The organism is Corynebacterium afermentans subsp. lipophilum, assembly GCF_030408375.1.
In the GTDB taxonomy this organism is placed as follows: Bacteria; Actinomycetota; Actinomycetes; order Mycobacteriales; family Mycobacteriaceae; genus Corynebacterium; species Corynebacterium lipophilum.
This window is the reverse complement of sequence record NZ_CP046530.1, coordinates 65,240-87,979: the sequence shown is the minus strand read 5'-3', so window position 1 is coordinate 87,979 and position 22,740 is coordinate 65,240. Positions and strand designations below refer to the sequence as shown.

The following is a 22,740-nucleotide window of genomic DNA, read 5'->3' as shown; positions in this document are numbered from 1 at the left end:
CTGGCCAAATGGACAATTACGTCAGGGTCCAGGTAAATATATTCATATGCCCTTCTCACGCCCGCGAACGCCCGCAGCTAAGTGTCTGCACCTTATCCGGCTGCACGAGACGACGTCGAGAAGCGATCTTGTGAAAGCAACCGGCCTGTCCCAGCCAACCGTCACACGCGCGATCTCCGCGCTGGTGGACGCAGGTTACGTCACCGAGCGCAACGACCTGACCCAGTCCAAGGGGCGCGGCCGCCCCACCATCCCGCTGGAGCTGGCGGACACCCCCGGCGTGCACGCGGGCGTGTCGGTGGGCACCGAATCCACCTACGTGGCCCTGTTCGACCTGAAGGGCCGCACGCTGCTGTGCCGCGACATGGACATCACGGTGAAAAACGTCAGCGAGGACGACTTCATACAGTCCATGATGGCGGAGCTGAACCAGATGACCACCAAGCTGGAGCGGCCCATCCGCACCGTGGGCGTGACCACTTCCGGCACGGTGCGTGAAGGCGGCAAGGTCTTCGCGCCCAACCTGGGCTGGGACGGCGTGGACATCGGTGACCAGCTTCGCGAGCAGTTCTCGGTGCCGGTGGAGGTTTCCTCCATCTCCAGCGCGATTGTCGGCTCGGAGATGCAGTCCACCGCCTCGCTGAACATCCCGTCGGTGATGGCGCTGTTCGCCGACGACTCCATCGCCTGCGCCATCTCCCACCCGGACGGCGTGGAGCCGATCGAGGTGGAGCAGGGCGAGCTGACCACCCGGGGCCTGATCGACGCCATCGGCGTGGAGGATATTCACACGCTCAAAGACGCGGTGACCGACTCGCGCGAGGACACCCGCTACGCGCTGGACCGCCGCGCGCGGGGCCTAGGTTCGCTGGTGGCGGGACTGTGCAGTAACTACTCCCCCGCGACGGTGGTGGTGGCGGGCAGCGCGTTTATCGACGACCCGCTGGCCTCCGCCCCGTTCGCCCGCACCGTGCGCTCGGAGGCGAACTGCAGCCCGGAGCTGCGCCTGATCCCCACCCACCGCGAGGTCGTGCGCGACATCGCCCGCGCCGTGGCGCTGGACTACGTGCTGCGCGAGCCGCTGAAGGTGGCGGGGGCGTAGATGAAGCGCGCCGTTTGGGCTTGCGTGCTGCTCCTGGCCGGTTGTGCCGCCCAGGAGGCCGAGCCGTTGCACACCGAGGTGACCACCCAACCCGCGCCCGACCCCTTGGAGGGGCTGGACAAAGAGGTGGCCGCAATTGAGAAGGAGACGGGCACTGAGGTGGGCGTCGCGCTTTTCGACGGCTCCGAGATGACGCAAACAGGATCCCTCTACGCACTACCGGCCTGGTCCACCATCAAGATCCCCATCGCCCGCGCCGCGGTGGAGCACTGCGACTACGGCGAGGAGTACGTCGAGGAACTCACCGAAGCCTCCATCGAGTGGTCCGACAACGACTCCGCCCGCGCCCTGTGGGACTGCATGGGCAGCGACAAAGAAGCCGGGGAGAAGGTCCGCGACGAGATTGCCAAGTCCGGCTCCAAGGTGCAGGTGGAAGGCGCCTTCGGCACCACCAGCTGGTCGTTTCCCGGACAGGCGCGCTACGCGTTCTACCTCAGCCAGCAGGACGAGGACGACCCAGTGATCATGGAGATGCACCACATCGCCGAAGACCAGTCCTACGGCCTAGGCACGCTAGAGACCGTGCCGTTCAAGGGCGGCTGGTCCGACGACGAGACCGACGGCTCCTGGCACACCCGCCAGTTCGGCTGGTTCGACGGCTACGGGGTAGCCATCGGCGCGCGCAGCGAAGACGGCAGCTACGACGACACTACGGCCGCACTAGACAAGGTGGCGGAAGTTTTGAAGCTGCGGCTCGACGAACCTGTACAGGGTCTGCAGCACTGACAGCACCGTCAGCACAGTGGCGATGATGCTGAGGATCTCCCTGGGCGACGAGGATGAACCGGAACCGCCGAAGATGAGCTTCTTCGGGGTGGTGCTGGGCTTTTCCCTGCCGTTGGCCGGGCGGTGCAGGACGGTGTTCCGCGCGCCCTCGATGCCCTCGTTGCCGGCGCCGACGCCGCAAGTGGAGGTCACGCTGGCCTCGCCCTCAGCGGTGACCACGCTGGCAAAGCCGTAGTAGCGCATGCGCGGGTCCAACAGGTTGTGCAGGTGACCGTTGCCGTTGTTGAAGTGGCCGTTCGCGCGGATGAGGTCGCCTACCTCGTCGTAGCCCCAGCCCTGCATCGCTTTGTCCATGCTGGCGGTGGAGTGCAGGTTCTCCCCCGGCGCGGCCTTGCCCTTGTACGTGGCGGTTTTGATGTCGCCGCAGTTGTTCGTGCAGGTGGAGTTGTACGGGCGCTGGTGGCGGAAGAACTTCGCAGCCTCGGCGCCGCGCTGCAGGGCGATGCGGGACAGACCGGCGTCGTAGTTGGCGGCGTTGACGTACGCGTCGCGGGTGGTCAGGCCGTGCTGGGCGGCGGCCTGGCGCAGGGTGGTGCCGTTGAACGGCACGTTGCGGTCCCACATGTCGGCGCGCAGCTTACGCAGCTCGCGCATGGCGATTTGTTGGTCGGAGGTGAGGTTGAACTTCGCCTCCACGGCGATGACCTGGTCGGCGGGCTGGTTCAGCTCCACTCCGGTGACAGGCGCCGGGTCAGCGGCGGCGAACGGGGCGAGCGTCAGGGCGGTGGCGGCCGCGGTTGTCGCGGCGAATAAACGGGTGCGCATAATCTGAGAGTAGCGTGTACCAGAGCATAAAGCCGACTGGGACCAGGGTGAACAGCAGCTGCGAGGCGTGGAGCACGTTCACCGACGCAAACGGCACCATAAACAGCGCGAGCACGATCGCGCCCCAGCGGTTGTAAACGTATGCCAGCATCGGCAGGATCCACACCCAGTGGTGGTACCAGGAAAACGGGCTGACCAGGCAGGCCGTCATACCGATGAAGGAGACGGCGAGGGGGGCGGGAGCTCGTCGAGAAGCAAAAAGCCCGAGGGCTGTGACCAGCGCGCTAAGGACAAGCCAGAGCCACAACTCGTCGTAGCCGGCGCGGGCGAGGACCTGGCGGATGGACTGCGCTCCCGGATTGTCGTCGGCGCCGATGCGGGTGGTGCGGAAGATGGCGTCGGTCCAGAAGGTCTTCGCGTCTGCGACCTCGGAAAATCCGGTGGCCACGGTGCACAGGAACGTGAAGGCGGCAATGAACACCGCACCCCACCGGCGCTGTTGAATGAGCAGGAGGATGAAAAACGCCGGCGTGAGCTTCAACCCCGCGGCGAGCCCGACGCCGATGCCGGGAAGCCTGTAACGGGGGAGGAAATCCAGGCACACCAACCCCATGAGCAGCAGGTTGACCTGGCCGAAAAACAGGGTGCCCTGCACCGGGGAGAGACACAGCACGAACACCGCGGTAAGCAAGAGGGCATGTTTGCTTGTGGACGCGCGCACCACGAGCAGAACCACCAGCACGGATAATGCTTTCCACGCGATACCAAGCGCGGTGCTTTCCGTCAGCCACGAAAACACCACGCCCGCGAACGGCGGGTAGGTAAACGGCAGGCCGGGAAGCAGGTCGGCGTCGTAGAGCGGCAGGTGTTCGGCGACCTTCTCGCCGCCCAGGAGATAGACCTTGAGGTCGCTGGGGAACTCGGTGGTGAACGCGTTGGGCAGGCCCGAGTCGATGTAGCGCCAGATTGAAAACGCCAGCAGGAAGAGAAGGCCGATCACAGGTCGAGCCCGTCCAGGATGTCGTCGAGCGCGTCAGCGATGTTGACCCTCCACAGCGTGTCCACTTTCGCGTCGGCGCGGCCCGGCCCACCATTGATCACGGCGGTGGGTTTGCCCTGCTTTTTCGCGTCGAGGATGAACTTGTAGCCGCTCATCACCGCCAGCGAGGTGCCGATCGCGATCACGCCTGTGGATTCCTCTAACCAAGCATCCGCAGCTAGTCTGCGCTTTTTCGGCACCCCCTCGCCGAAGTACACAACATGCGGTTTGAGCCTGTGGCTGCCGCAGGTCGGGCAGGCGATCATGCGGAAACGCTCAACGTCGGAACGCTTGAGCTCCACATCGCCGTCCGGGTTCAGCATGGAGCCCTCGACTTCCACGGAGTCGAAGTAGGTGGGGTTGGCGGCGGTGAGCAGGGCGTCGATAAGCGAACGCTCGTGCAGCGTTTTGCAGTCGAGGCAGACGACGTGCTCCATGTCCCCGTGCAGCGCGATGACGTTGCCGGAGCCGGCCTGAGTATGCAGCCCGTCGACGTTTTGGGTGATGATGCCGCGGATCAACCCCGCCTTCTCCAGCTCAACCAGCGCGAAGTGCGCGCGGTTGGGGCGGGCCTGGCGCATGTAGCGCATGCCCACGAACGCGCGGGCCCAGTAGCGGTGCACCTGCCTCGGCGAGTGCGCGAACTCCTGGAACGTCATCGGGCGGGACTTGGTCAGGCGCCCGTTTTTGCTGCGGTAATCGGGAATCCCCGAATCGGTGGAGATGCCCGCGCCGGTGATGACCAGGGTTTTTGGGTTGCCTAATTGATCGAGGATCTTGGCTTTGGCGTTCGGGGTGGGCGCGGTGGTTTCGGTGACGACCCGCTCGATCGAGCGCACGGCGGAGCGGTGCGCCATGGCGATAGCTGGGTCGTCGAAGTGGGGTTCCATCGTCTGGGGAGTCTATCCCTTGGGCCCGTAACAGACCGTGTTGTCTAGTTGTCCGGTTTGTGTTTTCGGGCTGAAGGAGTAGTTTATCCACGTCTTTATTACATAAGTGAACACATCTGTCTAGAAGGAGCCGCTCGTGCCTAAGTGGGCAACTAGCTTCGGCGCACAAGTTATCTACGGCCTGATCATCGGCCTCATCCTCGGCTTCATCGCCGTGGACGTCCAGCCGCTGGCCGACACCCTGGACTGGGTCGGATCCACCTACGTCCAGCTACTGAAACTGCTGATCCCGCCGCTGGTGTTCACCGCGGTGGTCACCTCCATTGCCAACCTGCGCCAGGTCACCAACGCCGCGCGCCTGGCCGTGCAGACCCTGGTGTGGTTCGCCATCACCGCGTTCTTCTCCGTGGTCATTGGCATCCTCGTCGGCCTGGTGATCAAGCCCGGCGCGAACACCTCGGTGGATGCGGGCACGGCTGCGGAGCCGACGTCGACAGGCTCGTGGATGGGCTTTTTGAACTCCGTGGTGCCCTCCAACATCCTCGGCCTAGGTGTGTCCGGCGAGTCCGTGAAGTTCAACGTCCTGCAGATCCTGGTGGTCTCGCTGCTGCTCGGCATCGCCGCGGTGCGCGTGGGCAAGGCCGCCGAGCCGTTCATCGAATTTTCCGGATCCCTGCTCAAGGTGGTCCAGGAGGTGCTGTGGTGGATCATCCGCCTCGCCCCGATCGGCACCGCCGCCCTAATCGGCAACGCGGTGGCGTCCTACGGCTGGGACGCGCTCGGCTCGCTGGGCAAGTTCGTGCTGGCCATCTACATCGGCCTGGCGCTGGTGATCTTCGTGCTCTACCCCGTTGTTTTGGCCGCGCACCGCATCCCGGTGCTGGAGTTCTTCCGCCGCGTGTGGCCCGTGACCACGCTGGGCTTCGCCACCCGCTCGTCCATGGGCGTGATGCCGGTAACCCAGCGCACCACCGAGGAAGCTATGGGCGTGCCCAGCGAGTACGCCTCCTTTGCCATCCCGCTCGGCGCAACCACCAAAATGGACGGCTGCGCCTCCATCTACCCCGCCATCGCCGCCCTGTTCGTGGCGCAGTTCTACGGCATCGACCTGTCCATCTCGGACTACGTGCTCATCGTGATCGTGTCCGTGCTGGGGTCCGCGGCCACCGCCGGCACCACCGGCGCGACCGTCATGCTCACCCTGACCCTGTCCACCCTGGGCCTGCCGCTCGCCGGCGTGGGCCTGCTGCTTGCGGTGGACCCGATCGTGGACATGGGCCGCACCGCCGTCAACGTCACCGGTCAGTCCGTCGTGGCGACGGTGGTGGCGAAGCGCGAGAAGATCCTCGACGAATCCCGCTGGTAGGCCCTACCTAAACGGCACCTCGCCGATCGCGCGGCGCAGTTTGCGCGTGCGCAATCTTTCTGGGTGCCGCGCGAGCTTCTCCACGGCCCGGACGGCGCACATGACGTGGGCTTCCTTCGAGTTGGAGTAGAACGCCTGGGCGCCGGCGGGCAGCTTCGGCACCGCGTGCAACGGCAGGTCGGACACCGCCAGCAGGGTGCCGTAAGGAACGCGGTAGCGGTAGCCGTTGGCGGCGATGGTGCACGATTCCATGTCCACGGCCGCCGCGGTGGAGCCGCGCAGCCACTCCCACAGGTCGCGCGGGTCCTTCCACTCCCAGTTCCGGTCGCCGGTGCTCAACACGGTGCCGGTGCGCATCAGCGACGCGTCCGACCCGTAGACCTTGGACACCGCCTTTTCCAGCGTGCGCTGGATTTCCGGCACGGCGGGGATGGGCAGCTCGCGGCGCAGGTAGTCGTCGAGCACGTGGTCGTGGCGCTCATAGGCGTTGCCCAGGATCAAGTCGCCGATGCGCATGCGCGCGTCCAGGCCGGCGCAGTGGCCGATCATGATCCAGGCCTCTGGGCGCAGCACCGCCAGCGAGTCAGTGATGGTCTTCGCGTTGGACGGCCCGACGCCGATGTTGATCATGGTGATGCCGTCGCCGTTTTCGGTGACCAGGTCGTAGCGCGGCATCTGGAACTTCGACTCCAGCTCCAGGTCCTCCAGCGCCACGGTGTCGGACACGGTCTCCCCGCTCGGCAGCACCAGGCGCGTGTAGCGCGAGTCAGGATCAGACAGCTCGCGCAGCCCGAACTTCACAAACTCGGTCACGTGCATGGCGTAGTTCGTGAACAGGATGAAGCGCTGCAGCGAGTCGGCTTCGATGCCGGTGTAGTGCTCTAACCTTGCCAGCGCGAGGTCGAAGCGTTGCGGCCCGAAGTGGAACAGCGGTTTTTCGTCGCCGGTGAAGGCGTCCCAGTGGCCGTCGACAATCGCGTCGTGCACCTCATCCAGGGTGGGGCGCGGCAGGTTCGCGGTTTCGTCGATAGGCGGCATGCCCTTGATGTAGGCGGGCGGGATCGCCACATCGGAGTACCCGACCTCCACCGAACATGGATAGTTGGAGGTCAGCGCCTCAAGCTGGGCCGTCAGGTACGGCTCCATGAGGTCCGGGCGCGAGATGACGGCGGAGTAGGTGCCGGCCTCGTCGACGTAGCCGAAGGGCTCGGAGCGGTCGATCGGCCGCCACTGCTCCACCTCCACCGTGAGTTTGGGGTACCGCACCTCCCCGTAGCGGTCGAACTCCCCCGAGCGCGCGATTTCGCACGACTGCTCGTAGAGGGCTTTCAGCTTTGCGACGACCTCCGGTACCTCACACATGCAGCCAGGCTACTCACGAATGAGCACACGGCGCACGGCTTCGGCGCGGCGCCCGATCTCCTCCGCGGTGCAGCCTTCGCGGACGCACTGCTCAATGAGGCGCTGGATGCCGGCGACGTAGACGCGGGACATGTCGGCGACGAGCTCGGCGTCCGCATCCCCCCACTGCTTCGCGCGCGGCAGCAGCTGTTCGCGCATCGTGTCCTGCATGACGCGCTGCACCTCGTTGTCCAGCACGGTGTGCACCGGGGAATCGATCAGGCGTACAGCGGCTTCGTTCTTTCCGTCGACGACGCTGGCAAGTTCGACGACTGATGCCTCGAAGTTCTGGTCGATCTCGAAACGCTCCGCGAAGCGCTCGTAAGCGTCCAGTACCCAGTCCGCGGCAGCGGCGAGGATGAGCGCGTCACGGTCGGCGAAGTGCTGGTAGAACACCTGGCGGCTCACCCCAGCCTCTTTCACGATTTGGGACACATTGAGGTCGGCCACCTCGTGGTCGTTGAGGAGGCGAAGCACTGCGTCGACAAGTGCCTTGCGGGTACGAAGGGCGCGCGGGTCGGTGCTGTCAGACCGGCGGCCGGGCAGGTCGTAGTTCATCCTTGGCTCTCCAAAAACTTTGGACGTTAGGCTTTTGTGATATGAGCCTAACCGATGACACCCTGGCACTCTTGCAAGACCTGATCCGGAATGGATGCGTCAACTATTTCTCGGCAGATTCTGGGCAGGAGGAAAGAAACGCCGACACGTTGGAGGCCTTCTTCGCGGGGACCGACGTAAGTGTGGAACGCTACGAGCCGCACCCTGGACGAGTGTCCATCAGTTTCACTGTGGAGGGCACAGACCCCGACGCCGAGCCGCTGACGCTCCTCGGCCACACCGACGTCGTGCCCGTAGACGAGGACAAGTGGACCACCGACCCGTTCGGCGGCGAGATCATTGACGGGCGCGTGTACGGCCGGGGTGCTACCGACATGCTCTACATCACCGCGGCGATGGCGGCGTGTGTGCGCGACGTGGCCCGCGGGGAGAGGCCGCGCGGCACCCTGACCTTCGTGGGCTGCGCCGACGAGGAGGCCCGCGGCGGGCTCGGCGCGAAGTGGCTGGCCGAACACGGAAAGTTCTCCTGGAAGAACTGCCTGTCCGAGGAGGGCGGCTCGCACATTCCCGCTGCGGACGGCTCCGACGCGCTGGCAGTCGTCGTCGGCGAGAAGGGCGCCGGCCAGCGGCGCTTGACCGTCCACGGCGACGCCGGCCACGGCTCTGCGCCCTATGGCCGAGATCTCGCGGTGGCGAAGATCGCCGAGGTGGCCCGGCGCGTCGCCGCCATCGAACCGGAGGTGCGTGCCGACGAGATCTGGGAAGGCTACGTCCGCGCCTGGAAGTTCGACCCCGCGACCGAGGCGGCCCTGATGCGTGGAGAGGGCTACGAGGCGTTCGGCCAGCTGGAGAGCTACTCCCACGCCATGAGCCACCTGACCATCTCCCCGACCGTGCTGCGCGCGGGCAACGGCATCAACGTCCTGCCGTCCGAGGCGTGGCTGGAGCTGGACATCCGCCCCCTGCCCGGACAGACGCAGGAAGAGATCGACTCGCTGTTGCGTTCTGCGTTGGGCGAGCTCGCCGATGAGGTGGAGATCACCCACCTCATCACGGAAGACGGGACCGTCTCCCCCACCTCCGGGCCACTTTACGACGCCATCTGCCAGACCTTCGACGAATTCTTCCCCGGCGTGCCAGTCGTGCCCACGATCGCGGCCGGTGGGTCGGACCTGCGCTTTGCCCGTCGTAACGAAGGCGTCGGATACGGGTTCGCCCTGCACGCCCGCGAGGAGACGCTGGGCTCCGTGCTGGGCCAGCTGCACAGCCACGATGAATCCGTCTCCGTGGAGGATGTGGACCTGACCGTGCGGGCGTACCGTTCCCTGATCCGCCGCTTCGTCGGGGCTTAGGGCTTCCCCCTCCTGCGCAAACCCTGGGATCTTGACCCTGGGTTCGTCCGAATTTTGCGCGATCCCAGGGTTTGGCGGACAGGGTTTGGCTAGGCCGCAAACCCGGCCGGGAGGTGAACCTGCCTACCCGGCCCCTGCGGGTACCACTGCCACGCCGGCTCGGACACCGGCACGCGTTGCTGGGCGCGGCCCCAACATTCCCGCAAGCGCTGAATCACCGTCAGCTCGTTGCGCCGGATCTGGCTGGGATACACCCGCAGCACCTCGTAGCCCTGCTCGCGCAGCCAGTCTTCCCGGATGCGCTGACGCCGCCCCGCTTCAACCGGGTCTGTCTCGAACTTCTCGTCCCCGTCCACCTCGACCACCACGTTTTCCCCGACGAGAAAATCGACCCTGTACCGGCCGATTTGCGCCTGCTGGTGGAACGGAACGCCATAGCGTTCAAAGATTGTGCGAAGCATCGACTCGTACGGAGACTCAGAGAGCCTGTTGGCGCGGGCGAGGGCTTCGCGTGCTTTGGCGATGCCCCGGGTTCCGGCCATGCGCGCGATGGTTCGGCTGAATTCGTCGACAATCGCCTGCGCGGTGCGCTCGTCGTGCCCGGACAGGACGCTATCTATGGCGACGATGCCCTCTTCGACGCCGTGCTCGCGCGCGATATCGATGGCGGTGCGCACCGCGTTGGTGAACCGTTGCGTGCCCTCTCGCACGATGTCGCTTTCAGGCACCGTCATGTAGCGGTATTCGTACCCGGTCCATGTACCTTTTCGCGAGGTCGGCCGCCCATCCGGGTCGGCGAGTGTCACTGGCTCGTTCTTGCGCTGAATCGTCCATACGCCACACAGGCGCGCTGCCGATTTGCCCACCAACACCGCCTTTATGCTTTGCGACGACGCCGCGTAACACCGCAGATAGTCCTGCTCATGACGCTTCAGATCGTCCCATGCTTCGCGGTCAAAGTAGAGCGACTTGGTCAGGCGGTGCAGGCCGCCGTCTATCAACTTCGTGCGGGTGTCGGTGTCGTGCGCTGGGATGCGGCGCATGTCCACAAGCTGGCCGATAAGTTCGCTCCGGCGAGCACTGTCCATGATTTCCCCCTTGTTTGTCCCCGCCTGGCAGCGTACCTCACCCGTCGGGTCGGCGCCCCTTGCACAGACCCTGGGATCCAAAGCCTGGGATCGGCCGATTTTGTCGCGATCCCAGGGTTTAGCGGACAGGGTCTGTCTCCAGGGGCCGTCACTTCTGCCACATTTGCCCCATCCGTGACATACTGGCCTGCATGAAGATCCGCACCCTTGCAATGACCGCCACCCTCGCCGGCACCGTCGCGCTTGCCCCGACCGGCGGCGCCGACGCCATCGACGACGCCCTGGCCAAGATGCCGTCCGGCCCAATCTCCTGCGACCAGGCCTCCCGCTACTGGACCAACGACGCCGACTACCAGCAGAAAGTCCGCCAGGCGCGCGCGATCGCCGCGTTCGACCGCCGCGGCCCGCAGATCCTGGACGCACTCTCGCGTGTCGACGAAGCCGCGAACCGCTGCGGCCTCAAGGGCACGCAGGGCGGTGCGAAGCCTGCACAGAATCAGCCGAAGCAGAACACCCAGAGCAACCAGCAACAGGCCCAGCCGAAGCAGAACACCCAGAGCAACCAGCAGCAGCCGAAGCAGGCACAGAACCCCCAGAACCTGAACGTCAGCCCGCAGATCCCGGAGCGGATCAACCTCGCGCCGGCGGGTGCGCCCACCTTCGACGTGCCGGTGGCGAATATCACTACGCTGCAGCTGCCGGACATCATCAAGATGATTCAGCAGGCGCTGGCGCAGATCCTGGCTTACTTCAACATCCAGCTGTAGAGCTCGTCACCGCCTGAGTGCACCCGCACGCCGGGGGTGGGCGTGAGCCAGAGGTCCGTCTGCAGGGAGTGCTCGCCGTCGCTGCACGTAAACGAGATGGTCTCGTTGGTCTTGTCCAGCACCTCCACCGACGCGCGGGTGAGCCACGCGTTGCGGCGGCGCACTCCGATCAGCCGCTGGTACTCGGTGAACAGCCAGCTACCTAAAGGCGACAGCTCCGCGGGTGATGCGGGCAGGGCGGGGCGCACTGCGTCGTCGGCGGACCAGCTTTCACCGCGCACGCCGGTAAAGCCTTGCTCGTCGCCGTAGTAAATGGACGGCATGCCGGGCACCGTCATCAGCACCGCCGCGGCCAGCACTACCTTCTCCTCGCCAACGGTGGAGGCGATGCGGTCCACGTCGTGGTTGCCCACAAACGTGTTGGGCAAGACGTCAGTCGGATGCCGCTCGAGTGCGTGGGCGAGCTCCCAGAAGTTCGCGTCCACCAGCGAGGACCAGGTCGCCTTCCACAGCTCGTACTGGGTCACGGCGTCCAGGGAGCCGGCCTTGCCTATCGACGAGTAGTCCCCGTGGATGACCTCCCCCAAAAACATCGCGTCGGGGAACTCTTTACGCACGCGCGCGAGCACGTCGGCCCAAAAGTCGGCGGGCACGGCGTACGCGACGTCGAGGCGCCAGCCTGCGATGCCTCGGCGCAGCCAGTGCAGCATGATCTCCACCACCGCGTCGCGGACAGCGGGATCCGAATGGTGCAGGGTGGCCAGCTCACCGTGGCCCTCCCAATCCGTGTCGCCGGCCAGGCCCTGCTCAACCCACGGGTGCGTGCGGGCAACGTGGTTGAACACTCCGTCCAACATGATGTGGATGCCGCGGGCACGGCATTCGTCGATAAGCCAGGCGAAGTCCTCCTCATCGCCGAGGCGGGGGTCGATGCGAAAGTGGTCCAGGGTGTCGTAGCCGTGGGTGGCGGAGGCGAAGATGGGGCCGAGCAAAAGGCCGTTGCAGCCGAGTTCCACCAGGTAGTCCAGCCACGGATCGAGGGCGCGGAGGCGGGGGGCGGTGTCGTGCTCCTCGCGGATCGGTGCGCCGAGGGCGGCCAGCGGGTAAACGTGCCACCAGATTGTGCGGTCCAGCATGGGTTCGAGCCTACGCACCGAGCAACGCCAAGGGCACGACCGCGACACCATCCGGGCGGCGGTAGGCGCGGGTGCCGGTGGTGAGAATGACGGTGTCGACCACATCGTCGGGCAACTTCTCCCGCAGCCACAGCAGGTGCTTCACGTCGTCGTCACTGATGTTCGCGGCGAGTTTGACCTCATACGCCACGATGGCGCCGTCTTGATCCTGCGCGATCAGGTCCACTTCACGGTCGCCCTTCACGGTGCGGAAATGGCCGACGCTGCCGAACGACGCCTGCGCCGCCACCCGCACCGACAACGTCGCCAGGGACTCGAAGAGCGGGCCAAGCAGGTAGTTGAACCGGCCGGTCAGCTTCGCGGCGGGAATGTCCAAAAGCCGGAGCACAAACGCGGGATCCGCGAGCTGGTGCTTCGGCGCCTTTGCCAGGCCCGCGAACGGGGACCGCCGCATGTCCCACGCCGGCACCGGGTCCAGCATCCACACCTCGGCGAGTTTCTCGCGGTACACCATGGTTGTGGTTTTGGCGGGCTTGTTGGACTCCCCGGGCGTCGCGGCGTCGAGGATCTCCTGGTAGCTCGTGGTGGTCGAGCTCGCCGCCGCGTACGCCGCCAGCCAGTTCATCAGCGCCGCCGGGTTGCGCGCGGTGTAGCCCTGCTCCGGCAGGTCACGGTCCACCACGCGTGCAAGGTACGAGTCGAGCTGCTGGTTGCGCAGCGCCGGGGGCGCCTCATAGAACCCGGGAAAGCCGCCGGATGCGATGGCGTCGATGTAGTGCTTGAGCGTTTTGTCGGTCTCACCTGCGATTGCTGCCCCGCCCTGGAACAGCTCGCCCATGCTTATCGACGGCTCCGCCCCCGCCCGTTCAAACAGCGCCAACGGCCGCATTCGTAAGGATAGGATTCGACCGGCCCCGCTGTGTGTGTCCGTGCCCGCCGCCGGTGTGGCTGACCCGGTGAGGAGGAAACGGCCGGGCGCGGCGCCCTCGTCGACAGCGCGGCGCACATAGTCCCAGGACTCAGGGTGGCGTTGCCATTCATCGATGAGGATTGTGCCGGATTTTTCTGCGCTGAAGTTGGGGTCGGCGGCGAGCACGCCGGCGCCCTCCTGCGTATCCAGCCGCATAACGGTGGAGGCGCGGCGACGCGCGGTTTCGGTTTTTCCTACTGCTTTAGGCCCTTCCAGCGCAATTGCCGCAGCGTGCGAAATGAGCTGGTCAAGCTGCGCGTCGACAGCTCGCGGAAGGTAACTCATAGCGCCCTACACTACTAATTTTCCGTCTCCTACGCTACGAATTTTCCGTCTTGAACGCTACAAATTTTCCTCCCGGTTGATCAAAGGCTGCAGGCCCTTGGCGATGCGGTCCTTCCAGGTCTTGGCAATTTCTTCGTAGCCGCGGTCGTGCGGGCGCATGCCGCGGTGGGTGAAATTGACCTTGGTTTCTCCGTCGTCGTCTTCGGAGATGTCGAAGATGAGCGAGGTGTCGTCCCATTCGCCTTCGGTGGGTTCGACGTTCCAAACCACGCGTTTGCCGTCGTCGGCTTCTTGCACGGAGAAGTCGCCCTCCTCGGCGTGGAACTCGCCGCCTTTCACGCCGGCCTCACCCTCGACCTTCTGGTCCCACCAGCTGTTGGGTTTGGTGATCGCGCGGTAGACCTCCTCGCGGGTGGCTGGCACGGAGAAGGAGGCGGTGAAGTCGCGGATGGCTTGGGCGGTGGTGCCGTCGGCGAAGGTCCAGTCGGACAGGGTGTGGTCCGGGTCGTAGATGGCCACCTCGAAACCGTCGTCCTTGTACTTCATCAGCCCGTCTTTGATCAGGTCGCGGCCGGCTTTGTTGAAGCCGGTGACGTTGGAGACGTCGAAGATCAGTTTCTCGCCGTGGAGGCGGCGCTGCGCCAGCCCGCGCAGGATCTTCTCGGCGGCGGTGAAGTTGATCATGCCTTGCAGCTCCACGATGTCGGCGCCCTCGCGGCGCTCCACGGACTTAATGCCCGGCGCGAGGTAGAAGTTGGAGGACAGCAGGTTCAGCCCCATGGACTTGGACAGTTCGCGGAAGATTTTCACGCCGCGCACCGAGTTGCCCTGCTTGTTCAGCCGCGGGCTTAGCGACGCGATCCCGAGCTGCCCGGGCAGTGTGCCGATCAGACCGCCGGCCACACCGGATTTGGCGGGGATGCCCACGTTGACCATCCACTGGCCGGAGGCGTCGTACATGCCCGCGGAAACCATGACAGCCTGGGCGAGGCGCGCCGCTTCGGCGGAGAGGATTTTCTCGCCGGTGACGGGTTGGGTGCCGCCGTTGGCCAGCGTGGCGGCCATGGTGGCGAGGTCGCCGACGGTGACCAGCACTGCGCACTGGGCGATGTAGCTGGCCACGGCGTCGTGGGCGTCGTCGGTGATCATGCCGCCGTCGCGAAGCATGTGGGCGAACGCCTTGTTGCGCTCGGCGCTTTCCAGTTCGGAGTCGAGCACGCGCTGGTCCATGGTCAGCTCGCGGCCGGCCAGGCGGGAGAAGTAGTCGCGCAGTTTCTCGCTGCGCTGCTCTACCGGGATGTCGGGGCCGCCGATGAGTTGGTTGACCGTGATGGCGCCGGCGTTGATGAGGGGGTTGGCGGGGCGGCCGTCGTCGTCAAGCGAAAGTGCGTTGAACGCCTCGCCGGACGGCTCCACACCCACGTGCTGGTGCACCTCATCGGGGCCGTACATGTCCAGCGCGAGTGCGTAGACGAAGGGTTTGGAGATGGACTGGATGGAAAATTCGTAGTCCGCATCGCCGATGGCGTACAGGTGGCCGTCCGTGGTGCACATGGCCAGGGCGAGTTTGTCCGGATCGGCGTTTTTGAGCACGTCGATGTAGTCGGCGAGTTCGCCGCTGTCTTGGTCGCGGACGTTGTCCACGATGGCCTGGAGGTGGTCGTTGACTGACGAGAGCATAGGGCAAGTGTAGAGGCCCACCCTGCGAAGGAATTTAAAACGGATATAATCGGGTTTATGTACAACGACACACTCCCAGATTCAACGCACGCACACCTCTCCCAGGAGCACGCCGACACCGTCAAGGCGACGCTCCAACCGGTGGGCGAAAACATCCAGACCATTGCGAACACCTTCTACTCCAAGATGTTCGCGGCCCACCCCGAGCTCATCTCCGACCTGTTCAACCGCGGCAATCAAAAGCAGCAGGCGCAGCAGAAGGCGCTCGCGGCGTCAGTGGTGAAGTTCGCCTCGCATCTTGTGGACGACTCCGCGCCCGACCCGGTGGTCATGCTCGACCGCATCGCCCACAAGCACGTCTCCCTCGGCGTGACCGAGGCGCAGTACCAGATCGTGTACGAGAACTTGATGGCCGCGATCGCAGAGGTGCTCGGCGACGCCGTCACGCCCGAGGTGGCAGAGGCGTGGAGCGCGGTGTACTGGCTCATGGCAGACGTGCTGATCAAGGCCGAGAAGGACCTCTACGCCTCCGACGGGGTCGCCGACGGCGACGTGTTCCGCCGCGGCACGGTGGTGGAAAAGACCGATCTTTCGAGCACCGTGACAGCTTTCACCGTGGAGGGCGACTTTACGCAGCCGAAGCCGGGCCAGTACACGTCTATAGGCGTCAAGCTTGACGACGGCGCACGTCAGCTGCGCCAATACTCCATCATCGAAGGCAGCCCGGCGCGTTACCGCATCGCGGTGCAGAAAGACGGCGAGGTCTCCACGTTTTTGCAGGAGCGCGTCGATGTCGGCGATACCGTGGACGTGACACTGGCCGCCGGCGACCTGGTGCTGCAGCCGGGCGAGCGGCCGGTCGTGCTGATCTCCTCCGGCATCGGCTCCACTCCGTTGACCGGCATCCTCCGCCACCTGGCGCAGAGCGATGACCCGCGCCGGGTGACGTACGTGCATTCCGACGACTCCGAGGAATCCTGGGCGCAGGCGCAGGAAACCCGCGAGCTGGTGGATGAACTGAAGGATGGGTCGCTGCAGACCTACTTCCGCGGCGACGCTGAGCGCGTCGACGTGGGCGCGCTCGACCTCGCCGGCGCGGACGTGTACCTCTGCGGCGGCACCGGCTTCCTCCAGGCGCTGCGCGAGGACCTGATGCAGCTGCCCGCTGAGAAGGCCCCCGCCAACGTGTACTACGAGCTGTTTAGCCCGAACGACTGGCTGGTGGCCTAAACCTCCCGTTTGGTCAGGCGGGTGCCGCACTGGCCGGGGCGGTCGTGCGGCATAAGCTGCGCCTCCACGTCGCCGGCGCCCCGGTCCAAAAAGCCCTCGTGCAACGCGCAGACCACCGGGGCGGGGCGGACGCCCTCTTCGGCAATGAAGGGGCAGGCGTTGAGGCCGATCTCGCGCACCTTGGCACTGGTGGCGTCTGGGCGCGGCACCGGGTCGAAGCCCATTTCGCGCAGGGTCTGGCAAGTGTGGCGCTCCGCGGTGTCCAGGTCCACCCGCAGGTTTTCGTGGCGGCGGGTGTTCACCCGCTCGGCCCACTGGCGGCCGAGACGCTTCGCGCTGTCGGTGTCCTGGTCGGCCAGGGTGCTGGCCAGCACCTCCACCAGGGCGATCATGGAATGAGAGGCCAGGTTCGTGCGCGCCACGCGGGCGGTGTAAACGTGCGAGGGGCGACCGCGGCCGGTGCCGGGGGCGACGCGGCGGGAGACCACTCCCGCAGACAGGAGCTCCTCCAGGTGGCCGCGCACGGTGTTCGGGTGCATGCCCAGGGATTTGCCTATTTCGGCGACCTGGATGCCGTCCGGGTTTTCCTGGATCACGTGAAACACCTCGAGCTGCTTTAGGCTGAGGTGGCCGACCGCGTTGAGCAAATCACCGGCGGGACGGGGCGCGCGAGGGCGTTCCATACGCGTTCTCCTGGAAGTGGCTTGTTGTTACGTCCGCATTATATTCCAATCTAAGATGTTGGACAACTTGGTTTTTGGGAGGAGCTGACCCGATGTCACGTGCGGTAGATGCTGCAGCGTGGACGGTTGTCGCCGCGGGTGTCGCAGCCGTCGCCGCTACGGCGGTGATCACGCAGTCCCAAGAAGGTGAACTGCCCACCGGCGACGACGTTGTCACCGCGGACGTGCGCATCGAGCGTATGCGCTACGTCCCCGACCGGATCGAGGTCCCGCGCGGCACCAAGCTGGTGGTCAACCTGGTCAACGACGGCGAGAAGGAGCACGACCTGAAAATCGGGGAGGCCAACTCCGGCCGGCTCTCCCCCGGCGAGGCCAGCACGACCTACTTCGGGGAATTCAACAAGGACACCCGCGGGTGGTGCACCATCGCCGGGCACAAGACGATGGGGATGACGTTTAAGGTCGACGTGATCTAATCACGGCCACCTGCGCCTTCACTGCACGCGCCATGAGCGGCAGAAACGCCACCAGCACACCGAAGGCGACAAACGACAGCACGATGCGGGCATGCGAGTTGTCCACCACGAGCCAGGCCAGAAGCGACGCATTGAACAGGCCGGCGCGCAGGTAGGCGCCCCGGTTGAGCTCCCGCAGACCCGCCTTCACCGCCGCCGGCCCGCCGCCCATGGTGGTGGGCATGAGGTAGCTCATGGTGCCAATGAGCAGCTGGCCGGCGAACCCGAGCAGCAGCGGCAGGGTGGGAATCTCCCCCGCCCCGCCGAACAGGCGCACCGCATACCAGGTCAGCCCGCCGATAAGCCAGGTCACCGCGAACAGCGCGGACAGCGCCGGGTAGGTCACACGGTCGCGCGGATCCTTGAGCACCGTCAGCGCGCTGGCCACGAACCCCTGGTAGAGCCACACCCAGCCGGCCAGGATCACCACGGTGCCCGCGCCCACCACCACGGGCAGACGCAGCAGCGAGCCCGCCACCGCCACAGCAACACCAATGCCGGCCAGCGCGAGCGCCACGCCGACGCGATCCTGGCCGCGGGTGCGCCACATCGCCGGGAACAGGACGCTCAACGCACCCATCGCCGCGAACCCCACGAAGCCGCCCACGTTGGTGAACATGTGCGCCTGGCGTACCGCGGAATGCCACTGCCCCGGCAGCCCCGCGGAAAGCGCCGCGCCTAAGACGGCACCCACCGGCAGGCAGCACGCGGAGGCGACAAAGCCCAACACCCCGGCGTGCTGGCGCGGCGCCGAACGCACCTGGCGCACCAGCACCGCCGCGTGCCAGGCCAGCACGACCGCCACCACCGCAGCACCAACCCACACCAGCCAGTACCACCGGGCAAGCTGCCCCACCAGCACGGCGATGGTGGCGGCGTTGAAGAGGTAGGTGCGGGTCAGTTGGGCGGGCCGTGAAGCGTGGTCAAGCTTTTGCCCCAAGAAGCGCTCGGTGAGGTTTTGGGACCACAACATAATCGAGTTGGTCAAAATCCCCAGCGTGAAAATGTGGATGAGCAGCCACGACCCGTCCGGGATGAACGGGTGCGCAAGGCCGACGAGGATGAACACCGCCATCCAGATGCTCACCGGGCGCGAGGCTTTGCGGTGCCACGCGCGGGGGTTCATGTCAGGCATCGACTCCTCCAGACTTCGGGTTGTCGCGGAAACACCACCAGGTGGCCACAGCAAAACACGCGGCGCCCGCAGCCAGCACGCCGATCACCCCGTTGTAAGCGTCCGTGTACTCCACCCCGCGGTCCAGCGCCGCCTGCAGCAGCGACCCCGTCAGCGCCACGGTAACCAGCGTGCCCAGCTCGTAGGACACCTCCTCCACACCCGCGGCCATCCCGGAGCGGTGCATCGGGGCGGACCCGATGATCGCGATCGAGGAGACACTCATCACCGAACCAGCGGACAGCCCCAAAAGCACCATGCCTATCGACGTCCATCCGGTCGCCAACGCCACCGCCCCCACTACCGCCCCGAAAAACCCTCCCGTGATCAACGGCAGGAAGCCGATCTTGTGCAGATATGCCCCGCCGAGGACGGAGGCCGGGATGGCGGATAAGGCCATCACGGCGACGGTGGCGCCGGCGGTAAGGGGCGTGAGTGCGTCGACAAGCTGCAGCTTCTGCGTGGTCATCAGTTCGGCGCCGGCGAGGACGAACATGCCGCCGGCTGCCGCGAGGACGCCGCCGGTGAACAGGCGGGAGCGGAAGATGTCGAAGGTCAGCAGCGGGTCCACGAGGCGGTGCTGGCGGCGCACGAACAACCATGCACCGACGGCGGCCGCGGCCAGGGCGGCGAGAGTGGAGGCGGGGCTTTGGGCGGCCTGCTTGATGGCCATGGTCAGGCCCGACAGCGCGACCAGGGCGTAGAAGGAAGAGACCACGTCCCACTGCTTGTCCGGGTTGGGCAGGTTTTCCGGCGCGAGCGCGACGGTGAGCACCAGCGCGATCACCACGATGGGCACGTTGATGAGGAAGACGGAGCCGACCCAGAAATGCTGGATCAGCGCGCCGCCGACCACCGGGCCGAGCGCGCCGCCCGCCACCGCCACCGAGCCCCAGATGCCGATGGCGGTGTTGCGCTCGCGCTCGTCCGGAAACGTCAGGCGGATCAGCGCGAGCGTGGCCGGCATCATCACCGCCGCGCCCATACCGAGAATCCCGCGCGCGACAATCAGCTCCAGCGGCCCGGGCGCGAACGCCGCACCCAGGGAGGCCAGGCCGAAGATGGTCAGGCCCACGATGAACATCAGGCGGTGGCCCACCCTGTCGCCCAGCGCGCCGGTGCCCAGCAGCAGGCCGGAGAGCACCAGCGGGTACGCGTTGATGATCCACAGGCCCTGCTCCGGGCCCGCGCCGAGCGCGTGCTCCAGCGCCGGCAGCGCCGTATAGAGGATGGAGTTATCCAGGCCGATCATGAGTAGCCCGAGCGAAACCACCGCGAAAAATCCCCAGCGCTGCGCCTTAGTCATGGGCAGATGGTACCGCGCACAAAAAAGTGCGCCCCGGTTGCGGGACGCACTCTGTGTATTTGTTGCTCTTAGCGCATTGCGAAGAATGCTGCGCCGATGCCGAGGGCTGCTAGGGCTGCGATGACACCGCCGATGATGATTGCGATGTTGGGCTGGTTGTTGGTCTGGTTGTTGGTCTGCTTCGGGGTGTCTGCCTTGGCGGGTTTGACTTCTTCGACCTTGGGGTGGGCCTTGGGTTCGTCCTGGGCCGGTGTGGTGGGGGTGGCACCCGGCTGGGACTCGGCGTCTACGGCTGGTTCCTCGGTGATTTCTTCGGCCGGGACGAGCTCGACCATTGCGTGTTCTTCGGCGACCTCGACGGGTGCAGGCTGGGTGGTCTCGACGTTTTCCTCGGGCTGTGCAACCTCTTCAACGTCTGCCTTGTCGGCGATGTCGGCGCGGGCGCCGATGGATTCGGCGTAGACACCGATACGCGGGCTGTCGATTTCCAGGCTGTCCCAGTCGGCGGGGATGAACACCCTACCCTGCGGGGTGTTGGCGAAGTAGGGCTGCTCGGAGTAGTTGAAGTAGTCGAACTGGTGGTTGTAGTTCATCACCGAGTGGTAGCCGTCTTGCATCGGCGAGCCCTCAGCGAAGTCCTCGACGTACTTGGCGGCACCCCAGTGGCGCAGGCCCAACGTGTGGCCGAACTCGTGCAGGATGGTGTTGCGCACCTGCATGTCGGTGGCGCGCCCGCCTGGGTTGGCGATGTAGAAGGCGTTATCGCCCACCAGCGACAGGCCCGTGGCATTCGAGCCTGCACGCATCCGGTCGCCGAGTACGCCGGAGCGGAAGATGTTGTCGCGCTCGCCGAGGGCGTTGATGTTGTCGATGAGCTGGAACGCCTCGTGCCGGCTCGGGCTGAAGTAGACGTCGCGGTAGTCGATGCTCTCGCCGCCGTGAGTATCGGTGTAGTTGGCGATGTTGGTGTAGTGCGCACCGGCGTCGATGTGCAGGTTAATACCGTGATCGTCGAACAGGTCCACCAGATCATCCAGGGCCTGCGTCGACGGGGCGTAGGAGGTGCGGTTGGCGCTTGCGCACTCGCGGGCGGCGGACGTGTTGCAGCCCAGAGTGTCGTATTCGGAAGCCATCCAATTCAGCTGGAGGAACACATCCGGGCGGTTGGGGTCCGCGCCCCAGTCCGGCAGGGGGATTTCCGTGCCGTCGGCTAACACGACGCCTTGTTCCTCCCAGATATCCGGAATGCCGTCGCCATCGGAGTCGATAAGCGTTGCGGTGTTAGTGCGCACTGGCGCTAGCTGAACCTCCTCAGCTGCGCCTGCGACGGTAACGCCGGACACCGCGATGGCGGCGGCAACTACTGCGGCGATGGTGTTTCGGAATGCTGCTCGCATCTCGGTGACTCCTTGATGGTGTGTTCTCTTTGTTACATCCACGAGTTTATGCACCAAATATGCGCTGGTAAACCGCTCGGGGAAAGCCTGAAAAAACCTTGAAATCGTTGAACATTCTTTCCGGATTGTTCAACGTTTCCACCCATTGTGGCCTGCGGATTGTTCAGCAATCCGGGTGGTACTTCCGCGATTTCGTCAGCTTTGTTGAACGATCGAACCGCGCGCGGCGTTAGATGGTTGAACAATCCACCACAACTGCATACTATGCACTTTCAGGTGTTTTCTTGCATAATGCTGACTAATCACGGCTCTACCAGCGCATTCGGGTTGAACATACAACTCATTGCCTCTCAGGTAGCCCGGTTTTTCCCGTGAAATACCGGTGTGTGCACCGGATTGTTCAAAGATCGGCGGATTGTTCAGCAATCCCGTTTTACCCCCTACCCCCGTTTTTTACCCCCGCTGCGGGGCCACGGAGCCGTCGCAAAGCAAAAAGCCCCTTAACTCGAGTTCCTGCGCATCTTCGCGCGGCGCATGTCAATCGCCAGCGTGATGCCGATGACCGCCGCGTGCTGGCGCTCGTCCAGCCCGGGCTCAATGCGCACCCGGTAGCTGGTCTTGCCCATGAGCATCCGCCCCATGCCGGAATACTCGGCGTCCACGCGCGCGACCACGCGCCCCTGGCTGGTCAGTGTGTAGTTCAGCTGGAAGGCCTGGCCCTGGATCTGCACGTCCGGCAGGCCAGCCATCTCCACATCGAACTTCGCCCCGATCCAGGAAAACCGCTTTGTCAGCTTGGCCAGCTGCAGCGGCGGGGTGACCAGGTGCACGATGTACTTATCGCGGATGAAGTTCACCGGATCCTCAATGCTCAGCACATGCGCGCCATCCGCATCGAAGACCTCCACCCCGCGCGACGCCTTGACCAAATCGCTCATCTTGAGTGTCTGACGGGCCGTGCCCAGCGGGGTCCCACCCGGTCCCTCAATCGCGAACGTGTCGCGGCCAAGAGCTTTTGTTTGCTTTACGACGACCTCACGTTCCGTAAACACACGCGCACCCTAACGCTGACTCTCAGCTTGCACAAGGGTTCCGGGCAGTAAAGTGTCGGTCCTCACCTTTTGCCTTTTCCGCCGCTTTTCCCGCCTCTTTCCCGCAAACCAGGAGGAATCACCCCGGAGCATGGCTGT

21 protein-coding genes and 1 pseudogene are annotated in these 22,740 nt (G+C 65.3%); 7 read left to right on the top strand and 15 right to left on the bottom strand.

The window, feature by feature from the left end; genetic code table 11:
- Positions 1-46 precede the first annotated feature (46 nt).
- Both CAFEL_RS00320 and CAFEL_RS00315 read left to right on the top strand, forming a co-directional pair.
- Positions 47-1,102, top strand: a complete 1,056-nt coding sequence (locus CAFEL_RS00320) for an ROK family transcriptional regulator (RefSeq protein WP_194559979.1) — start codon at positions 47-49, stop codon at positions 1,100-1,102.
- The gene (locus tag CAFEL_RS00315; protein ID WP_194559978.1) at positions 1,103-1,888 is read left to right on the top strand and encodes a serine hydrolase; all 786 of its coding nucleotides are present in this window, start codon (positions 1,103-1,105) and stop codon (positions 1,886-1,888) included.
- On the opposite strand, the gene CAFEL_RS00310 is transcribed toward CAFEL_RS00315, so the two are convergent.
- From CAFEL_RS00310 to CAFEL_RS00300, 3 genes are read right to left on the bottom strand one after another with little or no spacing between them, the layout of a single operon-like run.
- Positions 1,823-2,713, bottom strand: coding sequence for a CAP domain-containing protein (locus CAFEL_RS00310; RefSeq protein ID WP_194559977.1), 891 nt, complete (start codon positions 2,711-2,713; stop codon positions 1,823-1,825). The genes CAFEL_RS00315 and CAFEL_RS00310 overlap by 66 nt on opposite strands.
- Positions 2,640-3,713 carry a glycosyltransferase 87 family protein gene (locus tag CAFEL_RS00305; RefSeq protein ID WP_194559976.1) on the bottom strand — a complete coding sequence of 358 codons (1,074 nt, stop codon included), beginning with the start codon at positions 3,711-3,713 and terminating at the stop codon, positions 2,640-2,642. Before CAFEL_RS00305 ends, CAFEL_RS00310 begins: the two co-directional genes overlap by 74 nt.
- Complete coding sequence (locus CAFEL_RS00300; RefSeq protein ID WP_194559975.1) at positions 3,710-4,642, bottom strand: Sir2 family NAD-dependent protein deacetylase; 933 nt, start codon at positions 4,640-4,642, stop codon at positions 3,710-3,712. The genes CAFEL_RS00305 and CAFEL_RS00300 overlap by 4 nt, the downstream gene beginning before the upstream one ends.
- A gap of 136 nt (positions 4,643-4,778) precedes the next feature.
- Here CAFEL_RS00300 and CAFEL_RS00295 point away from each other — a divergent pair, with 136 nt between their 5' ends.
- A complete protein-coding gene (locus CAFEL_RS00295; RefSeq protein WP_194559974.1) occupies positions 4,779-6,008 on the top strand; it encodes a dicarboxylate/amino acid:cation symporter in 1,230 nt (409 codons plus the stop codon).
- Between the two features lie 3 nt (positions 6,009-6,011).
- Here the strand turns inward: CAFEL_RS00295 and amn are convergent, their stop codons facing one another.
- Together amn and CAFEL_RS00285 are read right to left on the bottom strand one after the other, a co-directional pair.
- Positions 6,012-7,370, bottom strand: a complete 1,359-nt coding sequence (gene amn, locus CAFEL_RS00290) for an AMP nucleosidase (RefSeq protein ID WP_194559973.1) — start codon at positions 7,368-7,370, stop codon at positions 6,012-6,014.
- A 9-nt stretch (positions 7,371-7,379) separates the two neighbouring features.
- Positions 7,380-7,967 (bottom strand): TetR/AcrR family transcriptional regulator, encoded by a 588-nt coding sequence (locus tag CAFEL_RS00285; RefSeq protein WP_194559972.1) that lies wholly within the window; start codon positions 7,965-7,967, stop codon positions 7,380-7,382.
- Positions 7,968-8,008: 41 nt separating this feature from the next.
- Here CAFEL_RS00285 and CAFEL_RS00280 point away from each other — a divergent pair, with 41 nt between their 5' ends.
- The gene (locus tag CAFEL_RS00280; RefSeq protein ID WP_194559971.1) at positions 8,009-9,319 is read left to right on the top strand and encodes a M20/M25/M40 family metallo-hydrolase; all 1,311 of its coding nucleotides are present in this window, start codon (positions 8,009-8,011) and stop codon (positions 9,317-9,319) included.
- A gap of 89 nt (positions 9,320-9,408) precedes the next feature.
- Here the strand turns inward: CAFEL_RS00280 and CAFEL_RS00275 are convergent, their stop codons facing one another.
- Complete coding sequence (locus CAFEL_RS00275) at positions 9,409-10,407, bottom strand: endonuclease domain-containing protein (protein WP_194559970.1); 999 nt, start codon at positions 10,405-10,407, stop codon at positions 9,409-9,411.
- 191 nt (positions 10,408-10,598) lie between these two features.
- Between CAFEL_RS00275 and CAFEL_RS00270 the strand changes: the two genes are divergently transcribed.
- Entirely contained in the window at positions 10,599-11,174 is a 576-nt protein-coding gene (locus tag CAFEL_RS00270; protein ID WP_194559969.1) for a hypothetical protein, read from the top strand.
- On the opposite strand, the gene CAFEL_RS00265 is transcribed toward CAFEL_RS00270, so the two are convergent.
- From CAFEL_RS00265 to CAFEL_RS00255, 4 genes and pseudogenes are all read right to left on the bottom strand, one after another.
- Complete coding sequence (locus CAFEL_RS00265) at positions 11,153-12,310, bottom strand: alpha-amylase family protein (RefSeq protein ID WP_194559968.1); 1,158 nt, start codon at positions 12,308-12,310, stop codon at positions 11,153-11,155. The genes CAFEL_RS00270 and CAFEL_RS00265 overlap by 22 nt on opposite strands.
- A 10-nt stretch (positions 12,311-12,320) precedes the next feature.
- Complete coding sequence (locus CAFEL_RS00260; protein ID WP_194559967.1) at positions 12,321-13,565, bottom strand: ATP-binding protein; 1,245 nt, start codon at positions 13,563-13,565, stop codon at positions 12,321-12,323.
- A 57-nt stretch (positions 13,566-13,622) separates the two neighbouring features.
- Positions 13,623-13,988, bottom strand: coding sequence for an SRPBCC family protein (locus CAFEL_RS11195; protein ID WP_353959482.1), 366 nt, complete (start codon positions 13,986-13,988; stop codon positions 13,623-13,625).
- 18 nt (positions 13,989-14,006) lie between these two features.
- A pseudogene (locus CAFEL_RS00255) lies at positions 14,007-15,245 on the bottom strand (glutaminase); the annotation flags it as partial.
- Positions 15,246-15,302: 57 nt separating this feature from the next.
- On the opposite strand from CAFEL_RS00255, the gene CAFEL_RS00250 reads away from it, so the two are divergent.
- Complete coding sequence (locus tag CAFEL_RS00250) at positions 15,303-16,475, top strand: globin domain-containing protein (RefSeq protein WP_194559965.1); 1,173 nt, start codon at positions 15,303-15,305, stop codon at positions 16,473-16,475.
- Here the strand turns inward: CAFEL_RS00250 and CAFEL_RS00245 are convergent.
- Entirely contained in the window at positions 16,472-17,158 is a 687-nt protein-coding gene (locus tag CAFEL_RS00245) for a winged helix-turn-helix transcriptional regulator (RefSeq protein WP_194559964.1), read from the bottom strand. The genes CAFEL_RS00250 and CAFEL_RS00245 overlap by 4 nt on opposite strands.
- A 92-nt stretch (positions 17,159-17,250) precedes the next feature.
- Between CAFEL_RS00245 and CAFEL_RS00240 the strand changes: the two genes are divergently transcribed.
- Entirely contained in the window at positions 17,251-17,634 is a 384-nt protein-coding gene (locus CAFEL_RS00240) for a cupredoxin domain-containing protein (RefSeq protein WP_194559963.1), read from the top strand.
- Here the strand turns inward: CAFEL_RS00240 and CAFEL_RS00235 are convergent.
- The 4 genes from CAFEL_RS00235 to CAFEL_RS00220 form a co-directional block, all read right to left on the bottom strand.
- Positions 17,615-18,808, bottom strand: coding sequence for a copper oxidase (locus CAFEL_RS00235; RefSeq protein WP_194559962.1), 1,194 nt, complete (start codon positions 18,806-18,808; stop codon positions 17,615-17,617). The genes CAFEL_RS00240 and CAFEL_RS00235 overlap by 20 nt on opposite strands.
- Complete coding sequence (locus CAFEL_RS00230; protein ID WP_194559961.1) at positions 18,801-20,153, bottom strand: MFS transporter; 1,353 nt, start codon at positions 20,151-20,153, stop codon at positions 18,801-18,803. The genes CAFEL_RS00235 and CAFEL_RS00230 overlap by 8 nt, the downstream gene beginning before the upstream one ends.
- Before the next feature lie 68 nt (positions 20,154-20,221).
- Positions 20,222-21,550 carry a hypothetical protein gene (locus tag CAFEL_RS00225; protein WP_194559960.1) on the bottom strand — a complete coding sequence of 443 codons (1,329 nt, stop codon included), beginning with the start codon at positions 21,548-21,550 and terminating at the stop codon, positions 20,222-20,224.
- A gap of 500 nt (positions 21,551-22,050) precedes the next feature.
- Positions 22,051-22,602, bottom strand: a complete 552-nt coding sequence (locus tag CAFEL_RS00220; protein WP_194559959.1) for an LURP-one-related/scramblase family protein — start codon at positions 22,600-22,602, stop codon at positions 22,051-22,053.
- Between the last annotated feature and the right edge of the window lie 138 nt (positions 22,603-22,740).